A 19,395-nucleotide genomic window follows, 5' to 3' on the forward strand; every position below is an offset into this window, starting at 1 on the left:
TGATATTGGTATAGTGTTAAAAGTGTAAACGCGGGAAGAGATTTTCCCCAAGATTTACATAAAAGGAGGAAAGAAAATGTCTTTGGAAAGGACAAATGTGGCAACATTTAAGGGAAATCCCATTACATTGGTAGGTTCGGAGGTGAAGGTGGGGCAAAAGGCCCCTGATTTTCGCCTGAGAAAGAGCGCTTTCTCCGACGAGAGGACAACCCTTAGCGATTTTGCCGGCAAGGTGAAGTTAATTAGTGTCGTTCCCAGCCTTGATACGCCGGTTTGTGATGCACAGACCCGCCGTTTTAACGAAGAAGCCGCCAACCTTGGGGAGAGTGTAGCCATCATCACCGTAAGCTGTGACCTTCCGATGGCACAAGCCCGTTGGTGCGGAGCGGCAGGCGTCGATCAGGTGACGGTTCTTTCCGACTATTACGACCACAGCTTTGGTGAAGCTTATGGGGTGTATATAAAAGAATTTGGCCTTGACCATCGTTCCATTTTTGTGTTGGATCGGGAGAATATCGTTCGCTATGTGGAGATTGTGCCGGATGTAACCTCCCATCCTGACTATGGAAAGGCAATCGCTGCGGTGAAGGAAGTGTTGGGATAACTGGGGATAGCGCATGAATAGACCTCTTCCGTTGTGGAGGAGGTCTCTTCTCTTTCTTATGCATTTATCCCCTTCGGGCTTCTTCTTCGATCCCTTTCCAACGTTCGGCGATTTGCTTCAATTTCCGCGATTGGTCGAAAACCTCTACGATCTCGGAGGCGAGCTGATCTGTGTTTTCCCGTTCCGCATCGAGTGCTGCACTGGCTTCTTTTGCTCCGGCGGAAAGATTTTGGGCCATGCTTGCCAGGTTTACGGCCTCGTTCAGGACAACCTCGCTTCCTCTCCTCAGTTTTTCGCTTTCATTCTTCATGGTAATCGCCATTTTGTTTACCACCTGAATGTTTTGGGATATTCCTAGGAAAAGTTGGGCGAGCCTTTTGGCGAGCTCATCCTGCTGCTCCGCCCTAAGATGAACCTCCCTCGATTTATCTGCGGTCTCCTGGATCAGTTGCCGTATTGTTGCGACATTTTCCTCGATTTTTTGAATCGAGTTTTTACTGCTTTCCGACAGCTTCCGAATCTCAACGGCAACTACAGCGAATCCTTTTCCCTTTTCGCCAACCCGAGCCGATTCGATGGCCGCATTCAAAGCCAACAAATTGGTCTGATTGGCGATTCTGCCAATCACTTCTACCACTTCCTCCACTTGGGTGAACCATTTCTCTAAGGAAGTGGCGGTTTGATCTAATTCGGTGATCTGCTCCACGCTTTCTTTGATGAGAGCGTTTACTTTTTCAACCTGTAAAAAGCCCTCGTTTGCCTGCCCTAACGTTTTTTCCATCATCCTGGTTAATTCCTCGGCACCTGAGGCCACTTGCCGAATCGATTCATTCATTTCATCCATGGTCTGGGCCGTTCTTTGTACCCGTTCCGCTTGTTCACGAATGCTTCGGGAGAATTGCTCGACCGCTTGGGTCAGCTGGTAAATTCTTTCTTTCGAATGCTGACCGGCCTGGGCGATTTTTTCCGCCTGAAAGAGGAGCGTGGTCGCCTGGTCCCGAACGCTGACTAATATCATTTTAAAACCCTTGATCACCCTGTTGAATCCGTGGGAGAGACGGCCGAACTCGTTGGTTGACCGATAGGAAACCCGTTTTGAGACATCGATTCCTTCCGTCATGGAGGTGGTGACCTGAATCATGTCCAAAATCGGGTGAAGGATGTAGCGGGTCATTCCTAGAGCTAAAAGGGTTGATCCGATCATAAAGAGAAGAAATAAGGGAATGAAAGGGGGAAAAACCTCCTGTTTTGCGAAAAGATAGGAGAAAACGATTAATGCTCCCGTATAAAGGAGAAAGATAAGAAAAAAGGTCCGGAATAGTTTGGACTTCATCACTGGAACCTCCGCTACAATGATTAAATATTCGGTCAGTTCCCTCTTATTGTAACATAACAGAGGATCATTTCAAGCCCCGTTTGCACAGGTGTTCCAAAAAAACGGGAGAGCACCCCATGCTCCCCTTTTTAACCAATGGAATATTTTAAAAATAATCATGAACTCTCCTTCAAATGTTCAATGGATACGAAGAAGGGTTTCTTATCATTAGGTTGAGTCTGAACTTCTTTATGAATCTTTGCGGTTTTGCTCCGTTCATCTACTTCATCAATCCAAACGGGTTCTCCCTGGTAGAAGACGTCAATCTTCTCGGGAGAACGTAAAATTTCGTTGGCGCGAGATACATCCATGGGATAACCTCCTTTCTTCATAGATGTCCGCATTTTCTTTTTTTCGGAAAGGGCCGATGTTACGATCCATCAATTTTCAAATCTTAGATTACTTTGATCCATTCCTGCAATTTTTATTCGCTCGTTCTTTAAAAAGTCATATTTTCTTTGCTTTTTTACGCTAATAGCATTAAAATTTAGAGGGAATAATTGAAACCTTAAGGAAGTGGGGAGGTTCCAAGATGAATATCCATGAGTATCAGGGGAAAGAGATCCTGAGGGAGTATGGCGTTGCCGTTCCCAGGGGAAAAGTAGCTTTCTCCGTGGAAGAGGCCGTCGAAGCGGCGAAAGAGCTGGGCTCACCGGTGACGGTGGTCAAAGTCCAGATTCACGCGGGAGGACGGGGAAAAGCAGGCGGTGTAAAGGTGGCCAAGAGTTTGGATGAAGTAGAGAAGTTTGCCCGAGAGATTCTCGGGAAAACCCTGGTCACCCATCAAACCGGTCCGGAGGGGAAAGTTGTAAAGCGGCTTCTCATCGAGGAAGGATCGCGCATCAAAAAAGAGTATTACGTCGGTCTTGTGGTAGATCGTCAGTCGGGTCGGGTGGTGATGATGGCATCCGAAGAGGGGGGGATGGAGATTGAAGAGGTGGCCGCCAAGACCCCGGAGAAGATCTTTCGGGAAACCATCGATCCACTCGTAGGACTTTTGCCGTTTCAAGCCCGGAGATTGGCCTACGCCATCAACATCCCCAAGGAGTTAAACAGCAAAGCGGTGAAGTTTATGATGGGGCTTTACCGGGTATTTGAAGAGAAAGATTGCTCGGTGGCGGAGATCAATCCCTTGGTGGTGACGGAAGAAGGGGAAGTGATCGCCTTAGATGCGAAGCTTAATTTTGATGACAATGCCCTTTACCGTCACCCGGAGATTCAGAAGCTTCGTGATTTGGATGAAGAGGATCCCAAGGAGATCGAGGCTTCCAAGTTTGATTTAAGTTATATTGCCTTGGATGGGAACATCGGCTGTATGGTGAATGGGGCAGGGCTCGCCATGTCCACCATGGATATTATCAAGTTTTACGGCGGAGAACCGGCCAATTTTCTCGACGTGGGTGGTGGCGCCAGCAAAGAGAAGGTGACGGAAGCGTTTAAGATCATCCTCTCCGATGAAAAGGTAAAAGGGATTTATGTAAATATCTTTGGCGGAATCATGAAATGCGATGTGATTGCGGAGGGGGTTGTGGCTGCGGCCCGCGAGGTAGGGCTAGACAAGCCTCTGGTTGTCCGTTTGGAAGGAACGAACGTAGAATTGGGCAAAAAGATCTTAAACGAATCCGGCCTCAACATCGTTGCTGCCGAGTCGATGGCGGACGGCGCTGAGAAGATCGTCAATCTGGTGAAATAGGAGGGTAGGGGAAGATGAGTATCCTCGTGAATAAAGATACGAAGGTGATTGTCCAAGGGATTACCGGATCTGCCGGGCTATTCCATACGAAACAGATGGTGGAATACGGGACGAAGATTGTAGGAGGTACAAGTCCGGGGAAGGGGGGAACGGAATTGGAAGGCATCCCTGTTTTTGACACCGTAGCGGAAGCGGTTGCGAAGACGGGTGCTAATGCTTCCATCATCTACGTTCCCCCTGCTTTTGCCGCAGATGCGATTATGGAGGCGGTCGATGCAGGGATCGACCTCATCATTGCCATTACGGAAGGGATCCCCGTCCTCGATATGGTGAAAGTGAAACGGTTCATGGAAGGAAAGAAGAGCCTTTTAATCGGGCCGAACTGCCCGGGGATCATTACTCCAGGAGAGTGTAAAATCGGCATTATGCCCGGGTATATTCATAAACCGGGGAAAGTGGGCATTGTCTCCCGCTCCGGAACCCTGACCTATGAGGCGGTTCACCAGTTAACGACCCGGGGGATCGGCCAATCCACGGCGGTGGGCATTGGCGGCGATCCGGTTAAGGGAATGGAGTTTATTGATGTATTGAAGCTCTTTAATGAAGACCCGGATACGGAGGCGGTTATCCTCATCGGGGAGATTGGCGGAACCGCTGAAGAGGCTGCCGCCGACTGGATTAAGGAAAACATGACCAAACCGGTCGTCGGGTTTATCGGCGGGCAGACGGCCCCTCCCGGACGGCGCATGGGTCACGCCGGAGCGATCATCTCCGGAGGAAAGGGGACGGCTAAGGAAAAGATCGCTAAACTGGAATCGGCCGGTGTTCGCATGGCGAAGACCCCGGCGGTAATGGGCGAAACCCTGGTGGAATTTCTTCGGGAAAAAGGGATACTGGAACGGGTTTTGGTTTAAAGGATTCAATCTTCAAGGACCGGATGGCAAAATCCGGTCTTTTTTTCTCTCTTTTTTCGGCAGGATTTTTCCGAAAAAAGAAGAAAAAAGATGAGAACAGGTTGTAGATGAAGAAGAGGAGGGATTCATCTGGATCGGAAGATGATTGCCGCCACTTTGCATCGGCTGCCGGGGGTGGGAACGGGGATCTTAACCCGCATCGATGAGTTGGTACGGGGGGATTGGCAGAAAGTACCGGGAAATCGCCGATGGTTTCGTGAGCTTCCCCTGAAAGGGGAGGAGATCGAGGCGATTCTTGAGCATCTTATTCCGGAGAAGATCGAGGAGACGGAGGAGGAATTGCGAAGGTTAGGAATAAAACTTCATATGCGGGGAGAGTCGGACTACCCACGGAGGCTGGAGGAGATCTCCAACCCTCCCTTTCTGCTGTATAGTTTGGGCGATTCTTCCCTCCTTGCCGAAAGCCGTCTCATCAGCATTGTGGGAACCCGAAAGCCCTCCTCCTATGGTCAGATCGTATCTCACAAGCTGGCGGCCGATTTGGCAGGGAAGGGATGGGGCGTTGTTAGCGGGATGGCCTCAGGGATTGACTCATTTGCCCATCGGGGGGCATTATCGGTGAGGGGGAAGACGATTGCCGTCTTGGGGTGCGGGGTTGATGTGGTTTACCCTCCTGAAAACGAAGATCTCTATCATGAAATCGGGGAGAGGGGTCTTCTCCTTTCCGAGTACCCACCCCATATGCCTCCCGCAAGGGGGCTCTTCCCGCAGCGAAACCGGATCATCAGCGGTTTAAGCCGGGGTGTGGTGGTGGTGGAAAGCCATCATCGGAGCGGTTCTCTCATCACCGCCGAATGGGCCTTGGAACAAGGGAGGGAAGTTTTCGCCGTTCCGGGTTCGATCCTGAGCGCCAAAAGCGCCGGCCCGCACCGACTGATCAAAGAAGGGGCGAAATTGGTCACCTCCGCACAGGATGTGTTGGACGAATTTTCCTTCTCGATCCAGCCTGAGCTTTTTCCGGAAAAAGAGAAGGAAGGAAAAACGTTCGTGGGGGACCTCACCCGGGAAGAGGAAGAACTTTTATCCCTCATCTCTTATTCCCAGATTCACATTGACGAGCTGATCCGCTCGGTCCGTTATCCTCTTTCCCGACTTCACCAGCTTCTCCTCTCCCTGGAGATGAAGAAGGCGATCAAGAAGTTGCCCGGCTTTTTTTATATGCGCCGATGAAGGAAAAACTTCTTAAGTTGGAAATCGTTTGACAAATGGGTCCAAGACAATACATAATAAACAACGAATTGTTTATCGAAAGGGGGATCATGCTTGGCTGATTCTTTGGTGATCGTTGAATCTCCCGCCAAAGCAAAAACCATCGGCAAATATTTAGGCAAGAAATATAAGGTTTTGGCCTCCATGGGGCATATTCGGGATTTGCCGAAAAGCCAGATCGGCGTTGATGTGGAGAATCATTTTGAACCGAAATATATTACCATTCGCGGCAAAGGGGAATTGCTAAAGGAACTGAAGGATGCCAGCAAAAAGGTAAAGCAAGTCTACCTGGCGGCCGACCCGGATCGGGAAGGAGAGGCCATCGCTTGGCATCTGGCCCAGTATCTGAATTTAGATTTGAATCAGCCCATCCGCGTTGTTTTTAATGAGATTACAAAGCAGGCGATCCAGGAATCCTTTAAACAGCCTCGGAAGATTAATATGAATCTGGTAGAGGCGCAGCAGGCGCGTCGGATTTTGGACCGCTTGGTGGGGTACAAGATTAGTCCTCTCTTGTGGAAAAAAGTGCGGAAAGGTTTAAGTGCAGGACGGGTCCAATCGGTGGCGGTGAAGCTGATCATCGACCGGGAGCGGGAAATTAAGTCCTTTGTTCCGGAAGAATATTGGACCGTCACCGCTTATTTCGGAGAGGGAAAAGACCGCTTTGAAGCGAGCTTTTACGGCTTTGACGGTGAAAAGGTAGAGCTACGAAATGAAGAGGAAGTAAAGGAACTTCTCCGGAAAATTGAAGGGGGAACTTACCGGGTCGTTAAAGTGGTACGGAAAGAGAGGAAGAGGAATCCCCCTCCTCCCTTTACCACCAGTTCACTACAACAAGAGGCCGCCAGGAAATTAAATTTCCGTGCTGCAAAAACCATGCGCATTGCTCAACAGCTGTATGAGGGGATCTCCATCGGCCCCGAAGGGAATACGGGCCTTATTACCTATATGCGGACCGATTCCCTGCGAATCTCCGAAACGGCGGCGGAAGAGGCACGCAAATATATACGTGATGACTTCGGACCCTCTTATCTTCCTGAAGAACAACGGCATCATGTCAATAAGGCGGGGGCTCAGGATGCCCACGAAGCGATCCGTCCCACCTCGATCTACCGGGAGCCCGATCGGTTGAAAGCTTATCTATCCAGGGATCAATTCCGACTCTACAAACTGATTTGGGACCGCTTTTTGGCCAGCCAGATGGCTTCCGCGCTCTTGGATACGGTCAGTGTAAGCATCGAAGTCAATGGGGCGGAATTTCGGGCGAGCGGATCTACCGTTAAATTTCCTGGGTTCATGAAGATTTACATCGAAGGTTCCGATGAAGGGAAAAAAGAAGAGGAGAAACTCCTGCCCCCACTTGAGGAAGGGGAAACCGTATCCCTGAAAAAATTGGAAGAAAAGCAGCATTTTACCCAGCCTCCCCCGCGGTATACCGAGGCTAGGTTAGTGAAGACCATGGAGGAATTAGGAATCGGCCGACCCAGCACCTATGCCCCCACCCTTGAGACGATTCAGAAACGGGGGTACGTGGTGTTGGAGGATAAGCGCTTCCTACCCACCGAGTTAGGGGAGATCGTTATCTCCCTGATGGAGGAATTTTTTCCCGAGATTATTAACGTAGCCTTTACCGCAGAGATGGAGAGCAACTTAGATAAGGTGGAAGAGGGAAAAGAAGAGTGGACTCTGGTTTTGGATCAGTTCTACCGGCCTTTTTTGGAGCGACTGCACGTGGCCGAGGAGAATATGAAAGAAGTGGATATCTCCGAAGAATTCTCCGAGGAAAGGTGTGATCTTTGTGGGCGCCCTATGGTGTATAAGATGGGGAGATTCGGGAAATTCCTCGCCTGTTCCGGGTTTCCGGAGTGCCGGAATACAAAACCCATCTTAAAAGAGCTAAATATCGTCTGTCCGAAATGCCATCAAGGAAAGCTGGTAGAACGGAAGACGAAGGCGAGAAGGCGTACCTTTTATGGTTGCAGCCGCTATCCCGAGTGCGACTTCGTCACTTGGGATAAACCGGTGGAAGACCCGTGTCCTAAGTGCGGCGGTCTTATGGTGGAGAAAAAGGAGAAGGGCGGTATGAGGCGGATCTGTACCTCCTGCGGGTATGAGAGGGGAGAGGGCAAAGGAATCGGCGCGACCACAAATTTTTAGGAAATCATGTATGCCCGAGGTGAAACGAAATGATGAAACCCATCGTACAAATCATAGGGGCAGGACTTGCCGGCAGTGAGGCGGCATGGCAGGTGGCAAAGCAAGGGGTTTCCGTGAGGCTGTATGAGATGCGCCCTAAAAAACGGACGGCCGCCCATCAAACCGATTGGTTCGCCGAGCTGGTTTGCAGCAATTCCCTTCGTTCCAATTCCTTGACCAATGCGGTCGGTATCTTAAAGGAAGAGATGCGTAAGCTTGGTTCCGTCATCATGAAGGCGGCCGACGAGACCGCCGTCCCTGCAGGGAGCGCTTTGGCTGTCGATCGTGAAGCTTTTAGCCGAAGGGTAACGGAATTGATCGAGAAAGAACCTCTTATTGAGGTCATTCATGAGGAAGTGGGAGAAATTCCGGAAGGAATTACGGTGATCGCGACCGGCCCACTTACCTCCGAGAAATTATCTCGAGAGATTCTTGCATTTACCGGAGAAGAGTCCCTTTATTTTTTTGACGCGGCGGCCCCGATCGTAACCAAAGATTCCATCAACATGGAGAAGTGTTTTCTCGCCTCCCGGTACGGAAAAGGCGAAGCCGCTTACCTAAATTGTCCCATGACGGAGGAGGAGTTTAACCGGTTTTTTGAGGCATTGCAGGGAGCGGAAGTGGCCAAGCCGAAGGATTTTGAAAGGGAGATCTATTTTGAAGGATGCATGCCTTTTGAAGTGATGGCGAGCCGAGGAAGGGAAACCCTTCTTTTCGGCCCCATGAAGCCGGTAGGGCTCATTGATCCCCGAACAGGAAAGGAACCGTTTGCCGTTGTTCAGCTCAGACAAGATAACGCCGCCGCAACCCTTTATAACATCGTCGGCTTTCAGACCCACTTAAAGTGGGGAGAACAAAAGCGGATTATTCAAATGATTCCCGGACTGGAAGAGGCGGAGATCGTCCGCTATGGCGTGATGCATCGGAATACCTACCTCAATTCTCCCAGGATCCTCTTACCTACGTACCAGACGAAGAAAAGGGAGAACCTGTTTTTCGCCGGGCAAATGACCGGAGTGGAGGGGTATGTGGAATCGGCCGCTTCGGGGCTGATCGCCGGGTTTAATGCCGCACGCATCGCATTAGGGGAAGAGCCTCTGGTTTTTCCTCCGGAGACGGTGATCGGAAGCCTGGCCCATTATATCACCCATGCGGATCCCGAACATTTTCAACCGATGAATGCGAATTTGGGACTCCTTCCCCCTCTGGATCAAAAAGTGCGGGATAAAAGGCGGAGGAATGAGAAATATGGAGCAAGGGCAATCTTTACTATTCAGAATTTTATCCAATCGCTATACAATTCCCTTGCATAGCCGATCTCCTCTGTGATATGATAGGTGAGGTGAAAAGGTAAAGGAGTCGTGAAGATGGAAATCAGGGAAGCCATCCGACAGTTCCTTCTCTCCCTCTCCGTGGAGAAAAACGCCTCCTCCCATACCCTGACCGCCTATGAAAAGGATCTTCGCCACTTTGTGGAGTCGTTCCAAGAGAGAGGAGAAGGGAAGGAGCTCTCCGTCGGGGAGATTACCATAAGCCACGTGCGAAGTTACTTTGCCCAACTGGTGAGGAAGGAGTATTCTAAAAAAACCGTGGCGAGGAAACTCTCCACCTTGCGCTCTTTCTTCCGGTATTTGATGCGGGAGGGAATCGTGGAGACCAATCCCATGATTGCCCTGAATACTCCTAAACTTCCGAAGACGTTGCCCAAGGTTCTTTACTTAGAAGAGATAAAAGCCCTGTTGGCACAACCTGATTTAAGCACCCCATTAGGACTTCGGGACCGGGCGATCATGGAGGCGCTTTATGCCGGTGGGATGCGTGTCGGCGAGTTGGTTGGACTCACGCTTCCAAAAATTGACCTGGAGTTGGGCTATGCCCTCGTATTTGGAAAAGGAGCGAAAGAACGGGTTGTTCCCATCGGACGTTATGCCGTTGAAAGCTTGAAGCGCTATCTCCTGGAAGCCAGGCCTCTTCTTTTGGCCAAGGGAAGGCGGGAGTCCCAATTCCTTTTTTTAAACGCCCGGGGCGGCCCCCTTACAGATCGGAGCGTCCGGCGAATCCTTGAGAAATATATCACAAAGGCCTCCATCTCCTTAAAAGCCACTCCCCATACCTTTCGTCACAGTTTTGCCACTCATCTCTTAGACGGGGGTGCAGACCTTCGGACCGTTCAGGAGTTGTTGGGCCATGCAAACCTCTCCACGACGCAGATTTATACCCATGTTTCTCAGGAGAGGTTGAGGAAGACGTATTACCGGACACATCCGCGGGCTTAACCGTGAAAAGGATTTGGTAAGGATAGTAATGAAGAAAGAGGGAGAGAAATGGAATCCCAACTTCGAGGCACAACGATATTTGCCATCCGCCATCAGGGAAGTGCGGCCATGGCCGGGGATGGACAGGTTACCTTTGGAAATTCCATGGTCATGAAGGCTCACGCCAAAAAGGTCCGGCGCCTTTACCACGGAGAAGTGGTGGCCGGTTTTGCCGGATCGGTTGCCGATGCCTTCACCTTATTTGAAAAGTTTGAGATGAAATTGGAGGAATATCATGGAAATTTGCAGCGGGCGGCTGTTGAGTTGGCGAAAGAGTGGCGGATGGATAAGATGCTCCGCCAATTAGAAGCGATGTTGATCGTGATGAATAAGGTGGACCTTCTCCTCATCTCGGGTACCGGTGAGGTGATTGAACCGGATGATCACTTGATCGCCATCGGTTCCGGGGGGCCGTATGCGTTAGCCGCCGGCCGGGCGCTCAAGCGGTTCGCTCCTCAGCTGAGTGCCCGGGAGATCGCGGAAGCGGCCCTTACCATCGCTGGAGAAATTTGCGTCTTTACCAATTCCAATTTGGTCATTGAAGAACTGTGAGGGAGTGTGTTCCCGTGAATATGTCCCAATTAACCCCTAAAAAAATCGTAGAAGAGCTGGATAAGTATATTGTGGGGCAGAACGAGGCGAAGAGGTCTGTCGCGGTGGCGCTTCGCAACCGTTATCGGCGCAGCCTTCTTTCTCCTGAATTGAGGGAAGAGATCCTGCCGAAAAATATATTGATGATTGGACCGACCGGAGTGGGAAAAACGGAGATTGCCCGTCGAATTGCCAAGCTGGTGGATGCTCCCTTTGTCAAGGTAGAGGCGACAAAGTTTACCGAAGTTGGTTATGTGGGACGGGATGTCGACTCCATGGTCCGGGATTTGGTCGAGGTTTCGATTCGGATGGTAAAGCAGGAAAAGATGGAGGCTGTTCGTGATAAAGCGGAGAAACTGGCCAATGAGAGGTTGGTGGAGATTCTCGTACCTTCCTCCAAAAAGGGAAGGAATGTTAGGAATCCCCTGGAAATGTTCTTTGGCGGGGGAGTACGGGATCCCCAAGAGGAAAACCCCCAGGAAGAGCAAGATAAAGAGCAACAGCGTCGGCTCATCGCTTATAAACTGGCGGCAGGCCAGTTGGAGGATCAGATTGTGGAAATCGAGGTGGAGGATTCCTCGCCCTCCATGTTTGAACTTTTCTCAGGCCAAGGGGTAGAGCAAATGGGGATCAATATGCAAGATCTCTTTGGCAATTTACTTCCCCGCCGCACGAAGAGGAGAAAACTTCCCATCCGGGAGGCACGTCCCTACTTGATCCAAGAAGAAGCACAGAAATTGATCGATATGGATGAAGTGCAACAAGAAGGGATACGGAGGGCCGAAGAGACGGGAATCATCTTCCTCGATGAAATAGACAAGATCGCCGGAAAGGGAGGCTCCACCGGACCTGATGTTTCCAGGGAAGGGGTACAGCGGGATATTTTACCCATTGTGGAAGGTTCCACGATCATGACGAAGTATGGCCCTGTGAAGACCGATTACATCCTCTTTATCGCTGCAGGCGCCTTCCATGTGTCGAAGCCTTCCGACCTGATCCCCGAATTGCAGGGAAGGTTTCCCGTTCGAGTGGAATTAAATTCCCTTACCGAGGAGGATTTCGTCCGCATCTTAACGGAGCCGAAACATGCCCTCATTAAACAATATATCTCCCTTATTGAAACAGAAGGCATTAAGGTGGAATTTACCACCGAGGCGATCCGTGAGATTGCAAGGCTTGCAACGGAGGTGAATGAGAATACGGAAAACATAGGAGCACGACGGCTTCACACGATTTTAGAGAAACTGCTGGAAGACCTCTCTTTTGAAGCTCCGGAGATCCATCTGGAGAAGGTGGTCATCACGCCTGAATATGTTCAGGAAAAACTGAGGAATTTGGTGAAGAATAGGGATTTAAGCAGGTACATCTTATAACCCGGAAAAAGGAGGAAAAATGAATGGATCTTTTATCGAAGAGCCGGCGCATTAACCGCTTGCTGCAGCGGACCGGACAACATGTGAACTTTACCGAAATGGCGGAGGTGCTACGGGACGCCATTGAAGCCAACATTTATGTGTTAAGCCGGAAAGGAAAGGTTTTAGGGTATGCGATTCACCATGAGATTGATAACCAGCGTATGAAAGAGATGCTCTCGGAGAGAAAGTTCCCTGAATGGTACAACAACGAATTGCTGAAAGTAAGTGAAACGATCACGAACATCGATGTGGAGAATGAATTAACCGCATTTCCGGTGGAAATGAAGGATACATTTCGGGATGGTCTTACCACCGTTGTACCCATTATCGGGGGCGGCGACCGTTTGGGGACGTTAATTCTTGCCCGTTTGCATGAAAGCTTCGGTGAGGATGACCTGATCCTGGCTGAGTATGGGGCCACCGTGGTGGGGATGGAGATCCTTAGGGAACGGGCCGACCTGATCGAACAGGAAGCCAGGAATAAGGCCGTCGTCCAGATGGCGATCAGCTCTCTCTCTTATAGCGAATTAGAAGCGGTGGAACATATCTTTGAGGAATTGGAAGGCAATGAGGGACTTTTGGTGGCGAGCAAGATCGCCGATCGGGTCGGCATCACCCGTTCCGTCATCGTGAATGCTTTGCGGAAATTGGAGAGTGCAGGGGTGATTGAGTCTCGTTCCTTGGGGATGAAAGGAACCTACATCAAGATCCTTAACGACAAGCTTCTCCCTGAGCTGGAACGGGCGAAATCCTAAGAAAAACGAGACGGGAATTTCTTGCATAGGACCGTGGAACTAGAAAAAGGCTCAGTTCATGATGAACTGGGCCTTTTCTTTACGTAGATTTAACGTTTTTTTGGAGGGATTTAGGTAAAATTTCTTATTGTTTCTTTAGGTCCGGATGTGTACTATTGAAGTATGAATGAAAAAAGAGGAATTTTAGGGAATTGTGTAGAATACTCCTTACTAGTGAAAAGGGTAATGTAAAGAGAGAAAGAAGGTGAAGGTCCATGGCATTTTTTCTCCCCCCTTCATTTCGTATCGTGGAAAATGCCCTTGATGCGGCCACGTTAAGGCAGCGAGTGATTGCGAATAATATTGCCAATGTCGATACCCCGGGATATAAGACCCAAAGGGTAGAATTCGAATCGATCTTGAAAGAGGCTCTGCAAGAGGATAAACCCACAACTTTCATAGGTAAAAGGACCGATCCCCGCCACCTTTCCATCGGAACGGCAGGAGGGCCTGAAGAGGTCCGGGCGAGGGTAAGCACGGATCCGACCACTTGGGTAGAAAACAACGGCAATAATGTGGATGTAGAGTATGAAATGACGAAAATGGCGGAAAATCAAATCTGGTACAACGCCCTCGTAGAGGAAACCAATTCCTTTTTCACGCGGCTCCGTGAAGTGATTAAAGAAGGGAGATAGGGTAAATCATGAGTCTTTTCCAAGGCATGGACATTAGCGGTTCCGCTTTGACGGTGAATCGCCTGCGCATGGACATCATTTCCTCTAACATAGCAAATGCAGACACTACGCGGGGGCAGTATGTGAATGGAGCGTGGGTGCCCTACCGGAGAAAGATGGTTTCCATTGCTCCGATGACGGAAAAATCCTCCTTCCAGGAGATCTTACAGAATGAGATGGATCAAACGAATCAGGCAGGGGTAAAAGTGACCGGAATTTACGAAGATCCCTCTCCTGACCGCCTTATCTATGATCCCAGCCATCCGGATGCCGATGCCAACGGTTACGTTAGATTGCCGAATGTGGACATTCTCCGGGAGATGGTGGATTTGATGAACGCTTCCCGCTCCTATGACGCGAACGTTACCGCACTTAACGCCACCAAGGCCATGTACATGAAAGCCCTGGAAATCGGAAAATAGGAGAGATGAATGATGAACCCTTTGTCCATATCGAATCCCACCCTGTTCAATGGGAACTTCCAAAGCAAGGACGCTGTGAATAAAACCTCTCCAGCCACCGCTCTGAATCAATTTTCTCAATATCTAGGAGATGCTTTGGAAGCCGTAAACCGGCAACAGGTGGAAGCGGAACAGATGACGGAGAAACTGGCGACGGGGGAAGTAAAAGATCTCCATCAAGTGTTAATCGCCACGCAAGCGGCGAACCTATCTTTGGCATTAACCGTACAAGTGCGAAACAAAGTGATCGAGGCTTATCAGGAGATCATGCGCATGCCCTTATAAGGTCTTCAAGAGCACTCATGTGATTCATAGACGGAGAGAGTCTTTATGGGAGGAAGGGTTTGTCCTTGCTAGAGCGAGTTAAACATCTGTGGGAGCGACTGGTTCAATTTTTAAAGAAGACGACCTTAAGACAGCGTATCATAGGATTAACCCTGTTTTTCACGACGGTGGGTCTGATCCTCCTCTTGCTCTTTACCTTCTCCCGCCCTCATTATGTGCAATTGTACGATAATCTGAGCGAAAAGGAGACCGGGGAAATCACCGCCCGCTTAAAAGAGATGGGGGTCCCTTATGAACTCACGCCGACGGGGAAGGGCATATCCGTTCCCCAAGAAAAAGCGGCTGAGGTGAGGGTCCAACTGGCCGCCGAGGGAATTCCGAAGAGCGGCTCCATCACCTATGAAAGCTTTGCCCAGAACATGGGTCTTGGGATGACCGATCGTCAATTCTCCGTCGTGGAACGGGATGCCATGCAGAATGAACTGAGAAAAATGATCATTCAAGGGATTCATGGCATTCGGGATGCCCAAGTCATGATCACCTTGCCGCCGGAAAAAGTTTGGGTGAGCCAAGAAGCGGAAAAGGCGACCGCCTCCCTCATCCTTGATGTGGATCCCGGGACTTCGTTAAGCCAAACACAGGTAAATGCCATCTATACTCTCGTTTCTCGCAGTGTCCCCAACCTTCCGGTAGAAAATATTATCATCACCAATCAATATGGAGAAGCGCTTGAACCCAATTTCGCCAATCCGGATAATGCCATCAGCACGGATGATTTTCAAAAAATGCAAGCCATAAAGAACTCGATCGAGAGGGATATCGAGGGGAGCATACGAAACCTCTTAAGCCCCATCATGGGTCCGGATATGGTGACGGTTCAAGCCTTTGCCACGCTGGACTTTACCAAAGAACAGCGGCAAGAAAACCTGGTGACCGCTCCCGATACGGTCAATAACTCCGGCCTTGTGATCAGCATGGAGAAACTAAATGAGACCTGGAACTCCCAGGGAAATGGTGGAGTGGGAGGCGTTCCCGGTCCGGGAACCACCGATGTGCCGGGATATCAGGCAGGAACCCAGGGAAATGGAAACAGCAATTACGAAAAAGATGACCAAAAGATCAACTATGAAGTAAATCGGATCACCCGTTCCATCACCGCATCTCCCTATCGGATTGCGGATCTATCGATCAATGTTGGTGCAAACATCCCGACCCCGAACCCCAATGATCCAAACGCGGTACAAGCGGCGAATGCTCTTAAGGCAGACATTCAACAGGTCGTGGCCAATGTGGTACGAACCGCCTTGGGACAAGCCGGGAGAACCTTTACCAATGCAGACATTAACCAACGGGTAACGGTGATCGCGATGCCTTTCCGCCAAGCGGCTCCTACCCAAACCAATCCGCCCAATCTCTTTTCTTCCTGGTTTACTTACGCCGTTATAGGAGCTCTATTAGCGGCTGGACTTCTGCTATTCTTCCTATTTAGATATAGAAGGAAAAAGAAGGGTGAGAGCATGGAGGAAGAACTGATTCCTACCAAATTGGAGGAGATTCCCCCCATAGCCATGGAAGAGACGGAGGAATCGGTCATACGGAAACAATTGGAGCGTCTTGCCCGGGAAAATCCGAAGGATTTCGTCACGCTATTAAGGACCTGGATATCGGAAGAATGAGAGGGGGAGAGGGGAATGGCCAAGAGTTCAAAAGAGTTGACCGGGAGGCAAAAGGCAGCTATTCTTCTCATCTCGTTAGGACCTGAAGTTTCTGCCCAGATTTTTCGTCACCTTCGTGAAGATGAAATTGAACAGTTAACATTAGAGATTGCCAATGCCCGCAAGGTGGATTATCACGAGAAGGAGAAAGTATTAAACGAGTTCCATCAGATTTGCGTTGCCCAAGAATATATCTCTCAAGGGGGCATCCAATACGCGAAGGAGATTTTGGAAAAAGCGCTGGGCAATCAGAAGGCTCTGGAGATTATTAACCGATTAACCGCAACGCTGCAGGTACGACCCTTTGATTTTATGAAGAAGCTGGATCCGCAGCAAATCCTCAACTTTTTGCAGAATGAACATCCCCAGACCATCGCCCTCGTTCTGGCCTATCTCGATCCCTCTCAAGCCGCCCTGATTTTATCTGCACTCCCCCATGAGCACCAAGCAGATGTGGCAAAGAGGATTGCGACCATGGGAGGCGCCTCCCCGGAGGTGATCTATCAGATCGAGCAGATCCTAGAGCAAAAATTAGCCACCACATCTCTGCAGGACCTGACCCAGGCGGGAGGGGTGGAGTCCATCGTCCAAATTTTAAATGGTGTAGACCGGGCGACGGAGAAAACCATCTTGGAGTCCCTAGAAATCCAGGATCCTGACTTAGCGGAAGAGATTAAGAAGCGGATGTTTGTCTTTGAAGACATTATCCATCTCGATGATCGCTCCATCCAACGTGTGATTCGTGAAGTCCAGAATGAAGACCTCATGCTGGCTTTAAAAGTAGCAAGCGAAGATGTGAAAAATGCGATCTTTCGCAATATGTCCAAAAGGATGTCGGATACGTTCAAAGAAGAGATGGAGTATATGGGTCCGGTCCGGCTTCGGGAAGTGGAAGAAGCGCAGTCCCGCATTGTTGCCGTGATTCGCCGCTTAGAAGATCTGGGTGAGATCATTATCGCCCGCGGAGGAGGAGATGAGATCGTTGTCTAAAGTGATTAAAGTGACCGAATACCGTGAAGAAAAAGCGCGTCGTCACTTGTTGCTTCCCCTTCATCCTCCAAAACGGGTTGAGGATCAGACCGATCACCTGCCTTCTCCCGCGGTGACGGAAGAAGAAGGGAAAAGGGCGGCGGAGCAGGAACGTTTAAGGATGTTGAAGCAGGCTGAAGAAGAGGTTGCCCGCCTTTATCGGGAAGCCGAAGAAAAAGTGAAACGTTTAATGGAAGAAGAACATATAAAACTGGAAAAAGAAAGGGAGAAAATCTATCAAGGCGCCCGGGAAGAGGGATTTCAAGCGGGGTGGGAAGAGGGAGTAAAGAAGGGAGAAGAAGAGGCAAAGGGAAGATATGAATCGCTCATCAGCCAGGCGGAGGAACTTCTTCTCGATGCAGAAAAAGAGGCGAAGAGGAGGATTAAAGAATCGGAGGAGGAGCTGCTTCTTCTATCGATCCAGATCGCAGAAAAGATTCTTCATTTTACCCTGAAAAGGGACGAAGATGCTTTTCTTGCCATGGTGAAGGAAGCGATTCTCCAGAATGACGAGCGGCATGAGATTACTCTCCGTACAAATCCTTCATCTTACATTTATCTTAAATCCCGTCTTTCCACACTGAAAGAGATGATATCGGATCAAGCGAAGCTCATCCTTCTCCCTGATCCGAAGATCGAAGAGAATGGGGTTGTGATTCAAACCTCTACGGGAAATCTGGATGCCCGCCTCTCCTCCCAACTGGAAGAGATCAAAGCGGCTCTCCTTCAAGCTTGCAGAAGGGGGGAGGAGGATGAGTAATGCAGGAATTTTATCCAAATATAAGGAAGTGGTGAAGAAGGTAAATCCGATCCGAAGGAACGGCTATGTTTCTAAGGTGATCGGACTTACCGTAGAATCCCAGGGCCCCGAGAGCAGAATCGGAGAGATATGCCTCATTTATCCCAGGGAGGGAGTTCCGATTCAAGCCGAAGTGGTTGGTTTCAGGGAAGAGAAGGTTCTCCTCATGCCCTTGGGGGAATTGGGGGCGATCGGACCGGGTGCCGAAGTGCGGGCAACGGGAAGACCGCTAGAGATCCGGATCGGCAACATGAAGGGGAGAATTTTAGATGGATTAGGGAGAGCGATGGATGGGAAACAGATTCGTCCGACAGGGGATTGGATCCATGTCGAGCGTAAACCTCCTAATCCCCTTTCCCGCCCTCGGATTACACAGCCGATCACCGTAGGGGTTAGGGCGATCGATGGACTTCTCACCCTGGGAAAGGGACAGCGGATTGGAATCTTTGCAGGAAGCGGGGTGGGAAAGAGTACCCTCCTCGGGATGATCGCCCGCAATACCTCGGCCGATGTGAATGTGATTGCATTGATCGGTGAGCGGGGCCGGGAGGTGAAGGAGTTCATCGAGCGGGATCTGGGAGAGGAGGGACTGAAGCGATCCATGGTAGTGGCCGTTCCTTCCGATCAGCCTGCCCTTCTCCGCATGAAAGGAGCCTATGTCGCCACTGCTATCGCAGAATACTACAGGGATCAAGGATTAGATGTGATGCTCATGATGGATTCCGTAACCCGTTTTGCCATGGCAGGACGAGAAGTGGGACTGGCCATTGGGGAGCCCCCTGCGACCAAGGGATACCCCCCCTCCGTCTTCGCAAACCTGCCGAAACTCTTGGAGCGATCGGGAACCAGTGAAAAAGGGACGATTACCGCCTTTTACACCGTATTGGTCGATTCCGACGATATGAATGAACCGATCGCCGATGCGGTGCGGGGGATTCTCGACGGGCATATCGTCTTAAGCCGGGATCTCGCCAACAGAGGCCATTTTCCGGCCATTGATGTCTTGGAAAGCGTAAGCCGATTGATGACAGAGGTCACAAACCCTGAACATCAGGAAAAGGCTCGTCAAGTAAGGCGACTCCTCTCTGCTTACCAGGAGGCGGAAGATCTCATCTCCATCGGAGCCTATCGACGGGGAAGCAATCGGGAGACTGACCTTGCGATTGCCATGAAACCGAAGCTGGATCAATTTTTGCGGCAAAGGGTGGATGAACGACCCACGTTTGAAGAGACGCTTCAATTCCTCCAAACGGAGATTTAGAGGTG

The 19,395-nt window shown here is 50.1% G+C and carries 19 protein-coding genes; 17 read left to right on the forward strand and 2 right to left on the reverse strand.

Annotated features, from left to right (window positions below; all coding sequences use genetic code 11):
- The first annotated feature begins 76 nt into the window (after positions 1 to 76).
- Positions 77 to 604 carry a thiol peroxidase gene (gene tpx / locus THEAE_RS0103730; RefSeq protein WP_005588144.1) on the forward strand — a complete coding sequence of 176 codons (528 nt, stop codon included), beginning with the start codon at positions 77 to 79 and terminating at the stop codon, positions 602 to 604.
- Positions 605 to 668: 64 nt separating this feature from the next.
- On the opposite strand, the gene THEAE_RS0103735 is transcribed toward tpx, so the two are convergent.
- Both THEAE_RS0103735 and THEAE_RS0103740 read right to left on the reverse strand, forming a co-directional pair.
- Positions 669 to 1,937: a methyl-accepting chemotaxis protein gene (locus THEAE_RS0103735; RefSeq protein WP_028986559.1), complete on the reverse strand. Its 1,269-nt coding sequence runs from the start codon at positions 1,935 to 1,937 to the stop codon at positions 669 to 671.
- 158 nt (positions 1,938 to 2,095) lie between these two features.
- Positions 2,096 to 2,290 carry an H-type small acid-soluble spore protein gene (locus tag THEAE_RS0103740; RefSeq protein ID WP_028986560.1) on the reverse strand — a complete coding sequence of 65 codons (195 nt, stop codon included), beginning with the start codon at positions 2,288 to 2,290 and terminating at the stop codon, positions 2,096 to 2,098.
- Between the two features lie 221 nt (positions 2,291 to 2,511).
- On the opposite strand from THEAE_RS0103740, the gene sucC reads away from it, so the two are divergent.
- From sucC to fliI, 16 genes are all read left to right on the forward strand, one after another.
- Positions 2,512 to 3,672, forward strand: coding sequence for an ADP-forming succinate--CoA ligase subunit beta (gene sucC / locus THEAE_RS0103745; RefSeq protein ID WP_028986561.1), 1,161 nt, complete (start codon positions 2,512 to 2,514; stop codon positions 3,670 to 3,672).
- A gap of 14 nt (positions 3,673 to 3,686) precedes the next feature.
- Complete coding sequence (gene sucD / locus THEAE_RS0103750; RefSeq protein ID WP_005588139.1) at positions 3,687 to 4,586, forward strand: succinate--CoA ligase subunit alpha; 900 nt, start codon at positions 3,687 to 3,689, stop codon at positions 4,584 to 4,586.
- A 141-nt stretch (positions 4,587 to 4,727) separates the two neighbouring features.
- Positions 4,728 to 5,816 (forward strand): DNA-processing protein DprA, encoded by a 1,089-nt coding sequence (dprA, locus tag THEAE_RS0103755; RefSeq protein ID WP_028986562.1) that lies wholly within the window; start codon positions 4,728 to 4,730, stop codon positions 5,814 to 5,816.
- A 93-nt stretch (positions 5,817 to 5,909) separates the two neighbouring features.
- Complete coding sequence (topA, locus tag THEAE_RS0103760; RefSeq protein WP_028986563.1) at positions 5,910 to 8,012, forward strand: type I DNA topoisomerase; 2,103 nt, start codon at positions 5,910 to 5,912, stop codon at positions 8,010 to 8,012.
- Positions 8,013 to 8,041: 29 nt separating this feature from the next.
- A complete protein-coding gene (trmFO, locus tag THEAE_RS0103765) occupies positions 8,042 to 9,364 on the forward strand; it encodes an FADH(2)-oxidizing methylenetetrahydrofolate--tRNA-(uracil(54)-C(5))-methyltransferase TrmFO (RefSeq protein ID WP_028986564.1) in 1,323 nt (440 codons plus the stop codon).
- A gap of 54 nt (positions 9,365 to 9,418) precedes the next feature.
- Positions 9,419 to 10,327, forward strand: a complete 909-nt coding sequence (gene xerC, locus THEAE_RS0103770; RefSeq protein WP_052329737.1) for a tyrosine recombinase XerC — start codon at positions 9,419 to 9,421, stop codon at positions 10,325 to 10,327.
- Positions 10,328 to 10,375: 48 nt separating this feature from the next.
- Complete coding sequence (gene hslV, locus THEAE_RS0103775; protein ID WP_005588133.1) at positions 10,376 to 10,918, forward strand: ATP-dependent protease subunit HslV; 543 nt, start codon at positions 10,376 to 10,378, stop codon at positions 10,916 to 10,918.
- A 20-nt stretch (positions 10,919 to 10,938) separates the two neighbouring features.
- Complete coding sequence (hslU, locus tag THEAE_RS0103780; protein ID WP_039944243.1) at positions 10,939 to 12,330, forward strand: ATP-dependent protease ATPase subunit HslU; 1,392 nt, start codon at positions 10,939 to 10,941, stop codon at positions 12,328 to 12,330.
- Between the two features lie 23 nt (positions 12,331 to 12,353).
- Positions 12,354 to 13,127: a GTP-sensing pleiotropic transcriptional regulator CodY gene (codY, locus tag THEAE_RS0103785; RefSeq protein ID WP_005588130.1), complete on the forward strand. Its 774-nt coding sequence runs from the start codon at positions 12,354 to 12,356 to the stop codon at positions 13,125 to 13,127.
- A gap of 254 nt (positions 13,128 to 13,381) precedes the next feature.
- The gene (gene flgB, locus THEAE_RS0103790; protein ID WP_028986567.1) at positions 13,382 to 13,801 is read left to right on the forward strand and encodes a flagellar basal body rod protein FlgB; all 420 of its coding nucleotides are present in this window, start codon (positions 13,382 to 13,384) and stop codon (positions 13,799 to 13,801) included.
- An 8-nt stretch (positions 13,802 to 13,809) separates the two neighbouring features.
- Positions 13,810 to 14,262 carry a flagellar basal body rod protein FlgC gene (flgC, locus tag THEAE_RS0103795; protein ID WP_005588128.1) on the forward strand — a complete coding sequence of 151 codons (453 nt, stop codon included), beginning with the start codon at positions 13,810 to 13,812 and terminating at the stop codon, positions 14,260 to 14,262.
- Between the two features lie 12 nt (positions 14,263 to 14,274).
- Positions 14,275 to 14,586, forward strand: a complete 312-nt coding sequence (gene fliE, locus THEAE_RS0103800; RefSeq protein WP_039944245.1) for a flagellar hook-basal body complex protein FliE — start codon at positions 14,275 to 14,277, stop codon at positions 14,584 to 14,586.
- 59 nt (positions 14,587 to 14,645) lie between these two features.
- On the forward strand, positions 14,646 to 16,262 hold the full coding sequence (gene fliF, locus THEAE_RS0103805) for a flagellar basal-body MS-ring/collar protein FliF (protein WP_005588125.1): 1,617 nt from the start codon (positions 14,646 to 14,648) through the stop codon (positions 16,260 to 16,262).
- Between the two features lie 15 nt (positions 16,263 to 16,277).
- Positions 16,278 to 17,291, forward strand: a complete 1,014-nt coding sequence (gene fliG / locus THEAE_RS0103810) for a flagellar motor switch protein FliG (protein WP_005588124.1) — start codon at positions 16,278 to 16,280, stop codon at positions 17,289 to 17,291.
- 1 nt (position 17,292) lies between these two features.
- Positions 17,293 to 18,090, forward strand: coding sequence for a FliH/SctL family protein (locus THEAE_RS0103815; RefSeq protein ID WP_245605600.1), 798 nt, complete (start codon positions 17,293 to 17,295; stop codon positions 18,088 to 18,090).
- Positions 18,083 to 19,390: a flagellar protein export ATPase FliI gene (gene fliI / locus THEAE_RS0103820; protein WP_028986571.1), complete on the forward strand. Its 1,308-nt coding sequence runs from the start codon at positions 18,083 to 18,085 to the stop codon at positions 19,388 to 19,390. The genes THEAE_RS0103815 and fliI overlap by 8 nt, the downstream gene beginning before the upstream one ends.
- Positions 19,391 to 19,395 lie beyond the last annotated feature (5 nt).

This window comes from Thermicanus aegyptius DSM 12793, assembly GCF_000510645.1.
In the GTDB taxonomy this organism is placed as follows: domain Bacteria; phylum Bacillota; class Bacilli; order Thermicanales; family Thermicanaceae; genus Thermicanus; species Thermicanus aegyptius.

Bases quoted from the DNA above. Each gene is read 5' to 3' on its own strand.
- tpx (WP_005588144.1), top strand. From the start codon at position 77: ATGTCTTTGGAAAGGACAAATGTGGCAACATTTAAGGGAAATCCCATT.
- THEAE_RS0103735 (WP_028986559.1), bottom strand. From the start codon at position 1,937: ATGAAGTCCAAACTATTCCGGACCTTTTTTCTTATCTTTCTCCTTTAT.
- THEAE_RS0103740 (WP_028986560.1), bottom strand. From the start codon at position 2,290: ATGGATGTATCTCGCGCCAACGAAATTTTACGTTCTCCCGAGAAGATT.
- sucC (WP_028986561.1), top strand. From the start codon at position 2,512: ATGAATATCCATGAGTATCAGGGGAAAGAGATCCTGAGGGAGTATGGC.
- sucD (WP_005588139.1), top strand. From the start codon at position 3,687: ATGAGTATCCTCGTGAATAAAGATACGAAGGTGATTGTCCAAGGGATT.
- dprA (WP_028986562.1), top strand. From the start codon at position 4,728: ATGATTGCCGCCACTTTGCATCGGCTGCCGGGGGTGGGAACGGGGATC.
- trmFO (WP_028986564.1), top strand. From the start codon at position 8,042: ATGATGAAACCCATCGTACAAATCATAGGGGCAGGACTTGCCGGCAGT.
- xerC (WP_052329737.1), top strand. From the start codon at position 9,419: ATGGAAATCAGGGAAGCCATCCGACAGTTCCTTCTCTCCCTCTCCGTG.
- hslV (WP_005588133.1), top strand. From the start codon at position 10,376: ATGGAATCCCAACTTCGAGGCACAACGATATTTGCCATCCGCCATCAG.
- hslU (WP_039944243.1), top strand. From the start codon at position 10,939: ATGTCCCAATTAACCCCTAAAAAAATCGTAGAAGAGCTGGATAAGTAT.
- codY (WP_005588130.1), top strand. From the start codon at position 12,354: ATGGATCTTTTATCGAAGAGCCGGCGCATTAACCGCTTGCTGCAGCGG.
- flgB (WP_028986567.1), top strand. From the start codon at position 13,382: ATGGCATTTTTTCTCCCCCCTTCATTTCGTATCGTGGAAAATGCCCTT.
- flgC (WP_005588128.1), top strand. From the start codon at position 13,810: ATGAGTCTTTTCCAAGGCATGGACATTAGCGGTTCCGCTTTGACGGTG.
- fliE (WP_039944245.1), top strand. From the start codon at position 14,275: ATGAACCCTTTGTCCATATCGAATCCCACCCTGTTCAATGGGAACTTC.
- fliG (WP_005588124.1), top strand. From the start codon at position 16,278: ATGGCCAAGAGTTCAAAAGAGTTGACCGGGAGGCAAAAGGCAGCTATT.
- fliI (WP_028986571.1), top strand. From the start codon at position 18,083: ATGAGTAATGCAGGAATTTTATCCAAATATAAGGAAGTGGTGAAGAAG.